The sequence below is a fragment of the Segatella bryantii genome (assembly GCF_022024215.1).
GTDB classification, from domain to species: domain Bacteria; phylum Bacteroidota; class Bacteroidia; order Bacteroidales; family Bacteroidaceae; genus Prevotella; species Prevotella bryantii.
On sequence record NZ_CP091798.1, the window covers coordinates 2,059,488 to 2,072,004 of the forward strand.

At 37.8% G+C, this 12,517-nt stretch carries 10 protein-coding genes and 1 tRNA gene; 4 read left to right on the forward strand and 7 right to left on the reverse strand.

Going from position 1 to position 12,517, the window contains the following annotated elements:
* Positions 1-21: 21 nt before the first annotated feature.
* From rodA to L6471_RS12725, 7 genes are all read right to left on the reverse strand, one after another.
* Complete coding sequence (gene rodA / locus L6471_RS12695) at positions 22-1,491, reverse strand: rod shape-determining protein RodA (protein WP_027453336.1); 1,470 nt, start codon at positions 1,489-1,491, stop codon at positions 22-24.
* A complete protein-coding gene (gene mrdA, locus L6471_RS12700; protein ID WP_006283586.1) occupies positions 1,472-3,322 on the reverse strand; it encodes a penicillin-binding protein 2 in 1,851 nt (616 codons plus the stop codon). The genes rodA and mrdA overlap by 20 nt, the downstream gene beginning before the upstream one ends.
* A complete protein-coding gene (gene mreD / locus L6471_RS12705) occupies positions 3,323-3,823 on the reverse strand; it encodes a rod shape-determining protein MreD (protein WP_006283587.1) in 501 nt (166 codons plus the stop codon).
* A gap of 4 nt (positions 3,824-3,827) precedes the next feature.
* Positions 3,828-4,691 carry a rod shape-determining protein MreC gene (gene mreC, locus L6471_RS12710; protein ID WP_094448072.1) on the reverse strand — a complete coding sequence of 288 codons (864 nt, stop codon included), beginning with the start codon at positions 4,689-4,691 and terminating at the stop codon, positions 3,828-3,830.
* A 4-nt stretch (positions 4,692-4,695) separates the two neighbouring features.
* Complete coding sequence (locus L6471_RS12715; RefSeq protein WP_006283589.1) at positions 4,696-5,718, reverse strand: rod shape-determining protein; 1,023 nt, start codon at positions 5,716-5,718, stop codon at positions 4,696-4,698.
* Between the two features lie 24 nt (positions 5,719-5,742).
* Positions 5,743-6,336 carry an IMP cyclohydrolase gene (locus L6471_RS12720; protein WP_027453338.1) on the reverse strand — a complete coding sequence of 198 codons (594 nt, stop codon included), beginning with the start codon at positions 6,334-6,336 and terminating at the stop codon, positions 5,743-5,745.
* Positions 6,337-6,623: 287 nt separating this feature from the next.
* Positions 6,624-6,697, reverse strand: a tRNA-Met gene (locus L6471_RS12725).
* Between the two features lie 293 nt (positions 6,698-6,990).
* Between L6471_RS12725 and L6471_RS12730 the strand changes: the two genes are divergently transcribed.
* The 4 genes from L6471_RS12730 to L6471_RS12745 all read left to right on the forward strand — a co-directional run bounded on the left by L6471_RS12730 (position 6,991) and on the right by L6471_RS12745 (position 12,516).
* Entirely contained in the window at positions 6,991-8,886 is a 1,896-nt protein-coding gene (locus L6471_RS12730; RefSeq protein ID WP_094448073.1) for an LptF/LptG family permease, read from the forward strand.
* Positions 8,887-8,903: 17 nt separating this feature from the next.
* Positions 8,904-10,112, forward strand: a complete 1,209-nt coding sequence (locus L6471_RS12735) for a bifunctional 3,4-dihydroxy-2-butanone-4-phosphate synthase/GTP cyclohydrolase II (RefSeq protein WP_094448074.1) — start codon at positions 8,904-8,906, stop codon at positions 10,110-10,112.
* A gap of 134 nt (positions 10,113-10,246) precedes the next feature.
* Positions 10,247-11,440: a pyridoxal phosphate-dependent aminotransferase gene (locus L6471_RS12740; protein ID WP_006283605.1), complete on the forward strand. Its 1,194-nt coding sequence runs from the start codon at positions 10,247-10,249 to the stop codon at positions 11,438-11,440.
* 239 nt (positions 11,441-11,679) lie between these two features.
* Positions 11,680-12,516, forward strand: a complete 837-nt coding sequence (locus L6471_RS12745; protein ID WP_006283606.1) for a MotA/TolQ/ExbB proton channel family protein — start codon at positions 11,680-11,682, stop codon at positions 12,514-12,516.
* Position 12,517: the final 1 nt, after the last annotated feature.

Below are 12,517 nucleotides of genomic sequence, written 5' to 3' on the forward strand. Positions count from 1 at the left end.
AATTAGCTGTTTTACTTTTTATTATGCTCTAATCAGATTTCGACCAGCATCTATTCGTAAAAATATAAAGAGGAGGAAAGTAAAGCCCCATAATGAGGAGCCACCGTAACTAAAAAACGGCAAAGGGATGCCAATAACAGGTGTCAAACCTAATACCATACCAACATTAATAAAGACATGGAAAAGAAAAACACTCAGCACACAGTAACCATAAATCCTACCGAATTTAAAAGGTTGACGCTCCGCCAAATAAACCAGTCGTAATATTAAAGCTAAAAATAAAAGCAATACACCTGCTGATCCCATAAAGCCTTCTTCCTCTCCAACTGTACAGAATATAAAGTCGGTATCCTGCTCTGGCACAAACTTTAGCTTTGTCTGTGTACCATTAAGAAATCCTTTGCCTTGTAATCCACCAGAACCGATAGCAATCTCACTTTGATGCACGTTATAACCGGCTCCGGACAAATCTTCGTCAAGACCCAACAAAACATTAATACGCACCCGTTGGTGAGGTTCCATCACATTATTAAGCACAAAATCTGCAGAATAGAAAAATACTATACTACCTATAGCAAATAATGCGATAAAGAAATAATTATTGATACGCGTACTTAATCCACAATAAAGTACATAACCTATAACCCCCGCACTAATCATCAATTGAACCCACACGATATCAAAAGGAATGACAAACTCTGAGAATAATAAGAATATAAGTGTTGTACAAATCGCATAAGTTATCATGAGCCATGTTTTCTTTTTATCATTGCAATATACTTGTACCATCACTGCCGTAAAAATTTGAACAAGTAGCAATACAACAAATTTTCCAATAGATGTAGGCGTATCCCACAAAAAAACTTGCTCATACTTAATACCTACCACAAAGTATATCACCATAGCAACTCCTGTAAAAAGGAAGCTACCAGGCATTCCCTCACGATAAAGCATCAAGAAGAAAGACAAATAGACCAATGCAGAACCAGTTTCTCGCTGACCTATAATAAAAAGCATTGGTAAAAAGATAAATGCAGCTGCTGCAAAAAGATGCTTCCAACGATGTATATCAAATCCATATGTGCTCATAAACTTGGCTATAGCAAGAGCTGTTGCAAACTTAGCAAACTCTGCTGGCTGCAATCGTAAAGGTCCTAATACAAGCCATGATCGAGAGCCCTTTATTTGATGTGGATTGAAAATCGTCACAAACAACAAGAGCAACATAGCCGCAAAAAGCACATAAGCAAAGGTATCATAAAAACGATCATCCAGCATCAACAGAACAAAACCTAATACGATAGACGTACCAATCCAAATAATTTGCATGCCCGAGCGACTACTCAAACTAAAAATATCTGTATCGCCAAAACTAAAACTGGCTCCACAGACACTAATCCAGCCAAAAGCAAGTAGACAAAGATAGATTCCTATTGTCCACCAATCAAGAGATCGTAATACACTTGGTTGCCTATCGATTCGCCTTTCCATAACCAATTCTTCGTTTTTGTAACATTAAAGCCTCCTTTTCCATAGAAGGCGACAATTTACCTTTCATATACTGCTCAAATAAACATGCTGCCATAGGAACAGCAAAGTCAGCACCAAAACCACCATTCTCTACATATACAGCGATGGCTATTTTGGGGTTATTCATTGGTGCAAAACCCATAAAGATAGAGTGATCCTGTCCACGATTCTGCGCCGTACCCGTCTTTCCACAAACAGGGAAATCAAGATGACCAAGATATTTACAAGTTCCACCTAATACAGAACTACGCATACCATTAACGATCTGAGCATATGCATTAGGTGTAGCTTTGGTATAATGGCGACGAGTATACATTGTATCCAATGGCTCATCTTGCACTTTTCTTACGACATGAGGCACATAAAAAAAGCCTCGATTAGCTATAGTTGCTCCTAAATTAGCAATCTGAAGAGGTGTCATATTTACCTCACCTTGTCCTATGGCTATACTAATAATTGTTAGCCCATTCCAGGAACCATGATATGCCTTATCATAATAAGCAGAATTAGGTATCAGACCACGCTTCTCACCAGGCAAATCAATACCAAGCTTATACCCCATACCCATGCTAACCATATAATCTCGCCACGTATCCATGGCAACTTGAACAGAAGGATATTTTTTTCGATTTGCCATCATATAATAAAGTCCCCAACAGAAATAACCATTGCAAGATGTCTCAATAGCAAAATTCAAATTAACAGGTGAAGCATGACCATGGCAGCCTACATGAAGACCTTTATAACGGAATCCATGGTTACATGGAAACAACGTATGTGAATTAACTACACCCTCAGACAAAAATGTAAGTCCCTGAGTAGTTTTAAAGGTTGACCCCGGAGGATATTGTCCCATAATAGCGCGATTGAGCAACGGTTTCCACACATTGCGAGCCAATGCCTTATGTACCTTACCACGATTATGTCCCACCAAAAGACGCGGATCATAAGTTGGAGAAGAAACTAATGCTAACACTTCTCCTGTGGAAGGTTCGATGGCTACAATACTACCGATTTTACCTTCAAGAAGGCGTTCCCCTAATGCTTGTAATTGAACATCGATACTCAATGTAAGATCCTTACCGGGAACTGGTTTGGTATCAAACTTACCATGCTGATAATGCCCTTGAATACGCCCATGAGCATCACGAAGAAGTATCTGAATACCTTTTTCACCACGAAGTTGCTTCTCGTAATACTTTTCAATACCCAGTTTCCCTATATAATCACCGGGCTGATAATAATCATCTTCCTCAATATTACTCTCAGAGACTTCACCAATATCTCCTAATATATGTGCTGCATATGGATAAGTATATTGACGTATACTTCTTTTCTGTACATAAAAACCGGGAAAACGGAACATTTTCTCCTGAAAAATACTAAAATCCTTAGCTGGAATTTGGCTCATAAAAAGCTGCTGTGTATAACGAGAATATCCAGGATTTTTACTACGATCTTTGATATCATTCATACGCTGAATAAAATACTCCTTAGTTATTCCAAGAGTTTGACAAAAATCCAACGTATCCAACCTACCACTTTCTTCATTCATAACAACCATTATATCGTAGGCAGGCTGATCGTAAACCATCAGTTTACCAGTTCTATCAAAAATAACACCTCGCGAAGGAAATTCTATTTTTTTTAAAAAAGCATTACTATCGGCATTTTTCTTATAGTCATCGCTCACTATCTGCAATGTAAAAAGACGAATGATATAAAGAGTGACTATAGTAATAGCCACTCCACCTATAACAAACCGACGATTTTCGATATTAAAATCTTTCATTTACTTCCTTCTAACATTCTCTATTGCATACAATAGTACTATTGTTAATAGCATACTGCCTAAAATACTGAAAAGCCATTGCAACCAATTAAAGAAATTAAACGTCTCCAAAGTAAAAAACAGCAAACAGTATAAGAAAACTAATATCAGCGTATAATAAAAGAAAGAAGCACCTCCTAAGGTTCTTGCTGAAGGAACAAGGTCATCTGCACTATCTCGAGGTACAAACAATTCCAAGAGGTAAGGCTGGACAAAACCGATAAAGGTCATCGCACTAGCTGCTATTCCTGGTGTATTAGAAAATACATCTATTAACAATCCCATGGTGAAACTCCATATTAACAAAGCAAACCTTGGAGAGTTTCTTCGAAAATGAAGTACCATATAGACATACAGAAGAGGAGTCGCACAGTTAAAAAAATGGATATGATTTAATACCAAAGCCTGTGCTAATAACAGAATAATAAAGGTAACAACCCCACGAATCATTACAATATTCATAATATTATTCCTCTTTTGGTTTAATAGAATCCTGAGCAGCATGGAATAATTCTATACGCTCTTGAATCAAACTATTATCGATAATACAAACATCACGCAGATTGCCAAAATCTGTTGACAATTCAATCTTTAGACGATACGATAATCCATCACTAGAATTATACACATGCATAATTTTTCCAACTAAAACACCAGAAGGAAAAACAGAAGAATAACCACTGGTTACAATCTTATCATACAGTTTAAAATGAGCATGACGTGGAATATCATCAACATAAGCCATTTTGGAATTTCCCCCCGTCCAATGGAGATAACCAAAGTAATCTCTCCCTTGAATACAACAACTGATATTCGACTTGGTATTCAAAACCGGGATAACAATAGAATAATGTGTAGATACTAGATAAACAATACCTACTACACCAGTTCCACTGATTACACCCATATCCTTTTTCACTCCATCAGCTGAGCCTTTATCCAACGTAATAAAGTTATCTGCTTTTGTAATAGAATTGCTGACTACTTTTGCTGATATTAACCGATAATTTTGGAGCAAAACCATCTGCGATTTCCTCAAATAAGAAGAATCTTGGGTTTTAGAAGTCAAACTATCAGATAAGGCTCTCACCTGTTGCTCCAAATAAACATTTCGCAAAACAAGCTTTTCGTTTACCTGTGACAACGAGAAGAAAGCCTCGATCTCTGAGTTCCACTCATATATTTTTCCCGAAACCACATTGGCAGAGGAGAACCATACACTACCCTGATAACTATTATATTGAAATAACAGCACAAAACTGATGACCTCAAGGAGTATGAAGACGAACCAATGATTATATTTCGCCAAAAACTCTATAAGGTTGTGCATAATACTATCTCATCAAGAAAGAAAAACGGTCTACATTCTTCAATGCGATACCAGCACCCTTAGCCACACTATGCAATGGATCGTCTGCAATATGGAATGGAATATTGATTTTATCTGTAAGTCGCTTGTCCAAACCACGAAGCAAAGCACCGCCACCAGACAAATAAATACCATTTTTAACAATATCAGCATAAAGCTCTGGTGGTGTATTTTCCAACGCACTCAATACAGCATTTTCAATCTTTGCAATAGTCTTATCAAGACAATGCGCAATCTCCTGATAACAAACAGGTACCTCCATAGGAAGAGCTGTTATTCGATTAGGACCATGAACGATGAAATCATCTGGAGCCTCATCACCTAAATCCGTCAGCGCACTACCTACATGTATTTTTATACGTTCGGCCATACGCTCACTGACCTTTACATTGTGCTGACGACTCATATATTCTTGAATATCAGCTGTCAAATCGTCACCTGCAGTACGAATAGAGTTATTAGAAACAATACCACCTAAAGAGATAACAGCTATTTCGGTACTACCACCGCCAATATCAACAATCATGTTTCCTTCAGGAGCCTCTACATCGATACCTATACCGATAGCAGCAGCCATTGGTTCAAAGATGAGATATACATCACGGCCATCAGCATGCTCTGCAGAATCACGAACAGCACGAAGCTCAACTTCTGTACTGCCAGAAGGAACACCTATTACCATACGAAGTGAAGGTGAGAAAAGACGATTACCTGTGTGAACCATCTTGATCAAACCACGCATCATCTGCTCACAAGCTGTAAAGTCTGCAATCACACCATCTCGCAAAGGACGAATTGTACGAATGTTATCATGCGTTTTCTCATACATCATCTTAGCCTTGGCACCAACAGCTATCATTTTGTCTGTACGGCGATCAAGGGCTACAACAGAAGGCTCATCAACTACGATCTTATCATCACTGACAATAATCGTATTGGCTGTACCCAAGTCCATTGCAATTTCTTGAACAAAAGAAAAAAATCCCATTTTTCTTACTCTTTTTTAAATTGTTTATTTAGCAAACCAAGCATGAATAGCTGTATCGTAGTGACTGCTTACGCCAAATGCACGCTCCGCAAACATCTTACGATCTTCAATATCAGTAGCATTGCCTTTCTCCTTCAATATATCAAGAAGAACTGAATACTCTGCCTTACTTGGAATGATAACGACATCCTTAAAATTCTTTGCTCCTGCACGAATCAAAGAGATGCCACCTATATCGATTTTCTCAATTATATCAGCCTCAGATGCACCACTGGCTACAGTTTGTTCAAATGGATAAAGATCTACAATAACAAGGTCGATTGAAGGTATCTCATATTCTTTCATCTGCTCCTGGTCGCCTTTATTATCACGACGTGCCAAAATTCCTCCGAACACTTTTGGATGCAGAGTTTTTACACGACCACCCAAAATAGAAGGATAGGTGGTAACATCTTCTACCTTCTGACAATCATACCCTAAAGACTCTATAAATTGCTGCGTACCACCAGTACTCAGAAATTTAACACCTTCTTCATTTAGTTTGGCAAGCAATTCTTCCAAACCATCCTTGTGAAAGACTGAGATTAATGCAGTCTTGATTTGTTTTCTTTCAGCCATATATTATGTACATTATATATTTTGAGATTGCAAAGTTACGAAAATCTTACGAATAGCTACTAAAAAAAAGGATTTTTTACACCTTTTTTATTGGTTACTAAAAATAAATCAACCACTAATTTCTTAGTAGCGGCGTCGATTATCTTACTGAATGCTATTAAAATTCTATAAGAACGGAAACTTTTGTACTATACCCAAAAGACTGAAACGAACATTTCTTCTTTGAAGAAACTTGCAAACAAAAAAAGAGATTATATCTACTAATTAAGATATAACCTCATTATTTGTAGCGGGGGTGGGACCCGAACCCACGACCTCCGGATTATGAATCCGACGCTCTAACCAGCTGAGCTATCCCGCCATCACATTCAATCTTGTTTTCGATTGCGGGTGCAAAGGTAATATATTTTTTTAAACCCACCAAATATTTTGAGAGATTTTTGCTATTTTATTTTCAAATAATAATAAAAGCATCCTTTATACAATTTTTACACCTTATTATATTAATATCAAAAATCAAAATTTCTCTTTTTGTATCAATAATCATACACCACATTACACACTCATACAAAAATAATAAAATTCCGTAAAAAGCAAAGATTTTGATATTTTTGTGTTACTTTTGCAAACTAGTTTATAAGCAATTATTCAAATATGCTCCGCATAAAGAAATTAGATATATTCCTTGCCAAACAGTTTGGACTACTTTTTGCAGGAACCTTCTTCATTTGCCAATTTGTGCTGATGATGCAATTTTTATGGCGATACGTTGACGATCTTATCGGTAAAGGTATCCCAATGACAGCCCTTGCACAATTTTTTTGGTACATGGGGTTAATGATGGTTCCACAAGCTTTACCTCTAGCAATTCTTCTTTCCTCTTTGATTACATTGGGAAACTTAGGAGAAAGTTCAGAACTTACAGCTATCAAGGCCGCAGGAATATCATTATTACAGGCTTTACGCTCTTTGATTGTAATTACCTGTATCATCATGATGGCCTCTTTCTACTTTGAGAACAATCTCGGTCCGGATGCGAACATGAAACTCAGTCAATTGCTGATTTCTATGAAGCAAAAAAGTCCAGAACTAGAAATTCCTGAAGGTGTTTTTTATGACGGAATACCTAACAGTAACATTTACGTTCAAAAAAAAGACTTAAAATCAGGAAAACTATATGGTATCATGATATACCGTATGACACAAAGTTACGAGGATGCAGCCATTATCCTTGCCGATTCTGGTATGATGCAATCTACCGCTGAAAAAAAACACCTAATTTTAAAACTCTGGAGTGGAGAATGGTTTGAAAATATGCGTTCTGACGAATTAGGCAACAGTGCAGCCGTACCATATCGTCGCGAAACCTTTACATACAAAAAAATCGTCCTTGATTTTGATGGTGATTTTAACCTTACCGATGCTGCAGCTTTGTCTAATAATGCTCAAGGTAAAAGTCTTGCAAAAATACGAAATGACTTAGACTCTATTAATTTAGTATATGACAGCATTGGTAGAAATTATTTACGAGATCTCAATATGCTGTATTATAACATACCTCATACAGAGAGAAGAGATTCCTTAAAAGCACTACAGCTTGCATATACCCAAGGCTATAATATAGATAGTATTTTCGGCAAATTATCGACAGAACAAAAACAGCAAACTGTAGCTTCAGCTTTAGCCAAAGCTCAAAATGAGATGAGCGATTTAGAATTTAAGAGTCTTCTTACAAGTGATGGTGATAAGAACATAAGAAGACATAGAATAGAAATGGTCAACAAATTCACCGTTGCCCTATCTTGTCTCATTTTCTTCTTTATCGGTGCACCTTTAGGTGCCATTATCAGAAAAGGTGGATTAGGTGTACCTGTAATTATTTCAGTCTTAGTATTCATAATATATTACATTCTTGACAACTCTGGATTCAGAATGGCCAGAGAAGGCATCTGGGCTATTTGGTTCGGAAAGGGTCTTGCACCAGGTGTATTAACCCCGATAGCTATTTTTGTAACTTATAAGGCCAATAAAGATTCTGTAGTCTTTAACGTTGACGTCTACCGAAACTTGCTTATGAAAGCACTTGGATTAAGACTTAAGCGTCACATCCCAAGCAAAGAAGTTATCATAGAAGAACCTAATTATCAAGCTGATGCATTACAGTTGCAAAAAATATCACAACAAATAGCAGAATACAATACTGTACATCGCTTGAAAAAGGCACCAAATCCTATCCGTGTATTCTTCAAATACAAACCTGATCATGCCATAGAAATGATTAATGAGGAACTAGAAAAGATTATTGAGAATTTGGCAAATACCAAAGATCAACAAATTCTCAGATATATCAATCAATACCCCATTATGGCTGTAAAGGCCCATACTCGTCCCTTTGAAAAGAAATGGAAAAATATTATTGCCGCTATCATCATACCAGCAGGCCTATTTTTCTACATGAGAATGTGGCGATTCAGACTGCGCCTACTAAGAGACTTAAAGATCACCTCTAAAACCAACGAACAGGTGATTGCACGAATACAAGAAATGTAACTAAAAAGTATAAAGACATGGGAGAAATCAAACTTGACCGCATCGAAGATGCTTTGCAAGACTTCAAAAATGGTAATTTTGTCATCGTCGTTGATGATGAAGACCGTGAAAATGAGGGAGACCTCATTATTGCTGCCGAAAAAATAACTCCTGACAAAGTGAATTTCATGCTCAAGAATGCTAGAGGTGTATTATGCGCCCCTATAACTATATCTAGAGCAGATGAACTCGGTTTACCCCATCAAGTAGAAGATAATACATCCATGTTGGGTACTCCATTTACTGTAACAATAGATAAGTTGGAAGGATGCAGTACTGGTGTTTCTACTTACGACAGGGCGGAAACGATAAAAGCATTGGCTGATCCAACATCTACTCCTCAGACTTTTGGAAGACCTGGGCACATTAACCCACTCTACGCACAAGATAACGGAGTACTTCGTCGTTCTGGACATACAGAAGCAGCCATAGACCTCTGTAAACTTTCAGGACTATATCCAGCAGGTGCCCTCATTGAAATTATGAACGAAGATGGAACCATGGCTAGACTTCCACAACTAGCCGAAAAGGCTAAAGAATGGGGCATGAAACTCATCAGTATCAAAGATCTTATCGCATACAGACTTCGCAAAGAATCATGTATAGAAGTCGGTGAAGAAGTAGATATGCCAACCGCATGGGGACACTTCAGACTCATACCTTTCCGCCAAAACAATGGACTGGAGAACATGGCACTAATAAAAGGAGAATGGAAAGAAGATGAACCAATTCTCGTACGTGTACATTCTTCATGTGCAACAGGTGATATCATGGGTAGTAAACGTTGTGACTGTGGCGACCAACTTCATAAATCCATGGAAATGATAGAAAAAGAAGGGAAAGGTGCTATCATCTATATGCAACAAGAAGGAAGAGGCATTGGCCTTATGAACAAAATTGCAGCCTACAAACTCCAAGAAGAAGGTTATGATACCGTAGATGCTAACGTACACCTTGGATTCAAGCCTGATGAACGCGACTACGGATGTGGAGCCCAAATGCTAAGACACCTTGGTATACATAAGATGAGACTTCTGACAAATAATCCTGTTAAACGAGTTGGACTAGAAGCCTACGGCTTAGAGATAACAGAAATCGTAGCTATAGAAGTAGCACCAAATCGCTACAACGAACGCTATCTAAAAACCAAAAGAGACCGTATGGGGCATAGACTACACATAAAATAAAAGTAAAAAATAATCCCACAAAAGTGGCAATATTTCACAATTTCTATATAATTTGCGAAATATTGCCACTTTTCTTTTCTATTAAAGAATAAAATGATTACTTTTGCAAAAATAACAATCAGTAGTATTGAAATATGGCACAATTATCTAATCGATTAAACAGATTGGCACCATCAGCAACACTGGCGATGTCACAGAAGAGTAATGAAATGAAGGCTCAAGGCATAGACGTTATCAACATGAGTGTTGGTGAACCAGACTTCATGACCCCTGAGCACATCAAGGAAGCTGGAAAAAAAGCAATAACTGACAATTATTCCAAATATTCTCCCGTACCTGGATATCCGGCTCTGAGAAATGCAATTGTAGCCAAACTCAAAAAAGAAAACAACCTGAACTATACTTCTAGCGAAATTATCTGTGGAACAGGTGGCAAACAAGGAGTTTGCAACACTATTATGGCTCTGATTGATGAAGGTGACGAAGTAATCGTACCAGCACCATATTGGGTAAGCTATCCACAAATGGTAAAACTAGCAGCAGGAACACCTATTATAATAGACGCTCCTATTGAACAAGATTTCAAAATAACACCAGAACAACTAGAAGCAGCAATAACCCCTAACACAAGAATGCTAATTCTTTGTTCACCAAGTAACCCTACAGGTAGCGTATACAGCAAAGAAGAATTGAAGGAAATTGCCAATGTTGTACTAAAGCATGAAGACCTATTCGTCTTAGCAGATGAAATCTATGAGCATATTAACTACGTAGGCAAACATGAAAGTATTGCTCAATTCCCTGGCATGAAGGAACGTACCATTATCTGTAATGGCGTATCAAAAGCTTACGCCATGACCGGTTGGAGATTAGGTTGGGTTGCTGGACCAGAATGGATCATCAAAGGAATCAACAAACTTCAAGGTCAATACACAAGTGGTACATGTGATGTAAGTCAAATGGCCGCAGTAGCAGCATACGAAGGTCCACAAGACTGTGTGGAAGAAATGCGTAAAGCATTTGAAAGACGCAAAAATCTGATTGTTGAACTGGCCAAAGACATTCCTGGTTTCGAAGTTAATATGCCACAAGGTGCATTCTATCTTTTCCCTAAAATATCAAGTTTCTTCGGAAAAAGCGATGGAAAAACGACAATTAATAATTCTACAGACTTTGCACTTTACTTGCTAGAAAATGCACACGTAGCCTCTGTAGGAGGTGATGCATTTGGAAGCCCTGAATGCTTCAGAATGAGCTATGCAACTAGCGATGAAAACATTAAAGAAGCTCTTAGAAGAATCAAAGAAGCCGTAAGCAAACTAAAATAATAAGGCAAAAAAATTATAGGATTAGCGGGGTATTTGTGATTTTTTAGCAAATATCCCGTTAAAACTTATTAATTAGTTTCATAATTTTGATGAAATGATTACCTTTGCGGGAAACATTTAAAAGGGAATATTAGATCCTTTGCAAACCTAACATAAACAATATATGTAAATTGTTGGCGTTAAATCAGAAAATAACAATTTAAATTTATCAAATAACTAAAAATTAAAAGTTTAAAATTATGGCAACTACAAATCAAAAAGCCAGCCCTAAGAAATCTGAGGGCTTTCAGGGAGTAAGAGGTGCATTCTGGATCATCGTTGTTTGCGCATGTATCGCATTTACATTGTTCTACACATGGTTCGGTAACCCAATGCACTTCCAGGATGGTGAAGCTATGACAACACCAGCTGACGTTTGGGGTACAATCTTCAAAGGTGGTGTAGTCGTACCAGTTATCCACACATTGTTGCTCACCGTTTTAGCTATGTCTATCGAGCGCTACTTCGCATTGAAGACAGCTTTCGGTAAGGGTTCACTTCCTAAGTTCGTTGCAAACATTAAGGCTGCTCTTGATGCTAACGATTTCAAAAAGGCTAACGAGCTCTGCGACAAGCAGAAAGGTTCTGTAGCTAATGTTGTAAAAGCTTCTTTGAACGCTTATGCAGACATGGAATCAGGCGCTAACGCTAACTTGAAAAAGGCTCAGAAGGTAGCTAAGATTCAGCAGGCTCACGAAGAAGCAACTCAGCTTGAGATGCCAACTCTGACAATGAACCTTCCTATCATCGCTACTATCGTAACATTGGGTACTTTGACCGGTCTTCTTGGTACTGTAACAGGTATGATCAAGTCATTCTCTGCTTTGTCTGCAGGTGGTGGTGCTGACTCAGCTGCTCTTTCTGCCGGTATTTCTGAGGCTTTGATCAATACTGCATTCGGTATCGCTACATCTTGGTGTGCTGTTGTATCTTACAACTTCTACACAAACAAGGTTGATAAATTGACATACGCTCTTGACGAGGTAGGTTATTCTATTGCTCAGACATACGAAGCAAACCACACAGAAGAGGCTTAAT

Excerpts from the sequence above, each read along its gene's own strand:
- rodA (WP_027453336.1), bottom strand. The coding sequence starts at position 1,491 with ATGGAAAGGCGAATCGATAGGCAACCAAGTGTATTACGATCTCTTGAT.
- mrdA (WP_006283586.1), bottom strand. The coding sequence starts at position 3,322 with ATGAAAGATTTTAATATCGAAAATCGTCGGTTTGTTATAGGTGGAGTG.
- mreD (WP_006283587.1), bottom strand. The coding sequence starts at position 3,823 with ATGAATATTGTAATGATTCGTGGGGTTGTTACCTTTATTATTCTGTTA.
- mreC (WP_094448072.1), bottom strand. The coding sequence starts at position 4,691 with ATGCACAACCTTATAGAGTTTTTGGCGAAATATAATCATTGGTTCGTC.
- L6471_RS12715 (WP_006283589.1), bottom strand. The coding sequence starts at position 5,718 with ATGGGATTTTTTTCTTTTGTTCAAGAAATTGCAATGGACTTGGGTACA.
- L6471_RS12720 (WP_027453338.1), bottom strand. The coding sequence starts at position 6,336 with ATGGCTGAAAGAAAACAAATCAAGACTGCATTAATCTCAGTCTTTCAC.
- L6471_RS12730 (WP_094448073.1), top strand. The coding sequence starts at position 6,991 with ATGCTCCGCATAAAGAAATTAGATATATTCCTTGCCAAACAGTTTGGA.
- L6471_RS12735 (WP_094448074.1), top strand. The coding sequence starts at position 8,904 with ATGGGAGAAATCAAACTTGACCGCATCGAAGATGCTTTGCAAGACTTC.
- L6471_RS12740 (WP_006283605.1), top strand. The coding sequence starts at position 10,247 with ATGGCACAATTATCTAATCGATTAAACAGATTGGCACCATCAGCAACA.
- L6471_RS12745 (WP_006283606.1), top strand. The coding sequence starts at position 11,680 with ATGGCAACTACAAATCAAAAAGCCAGCCCTAAGAAATCTGAGGGCTTT.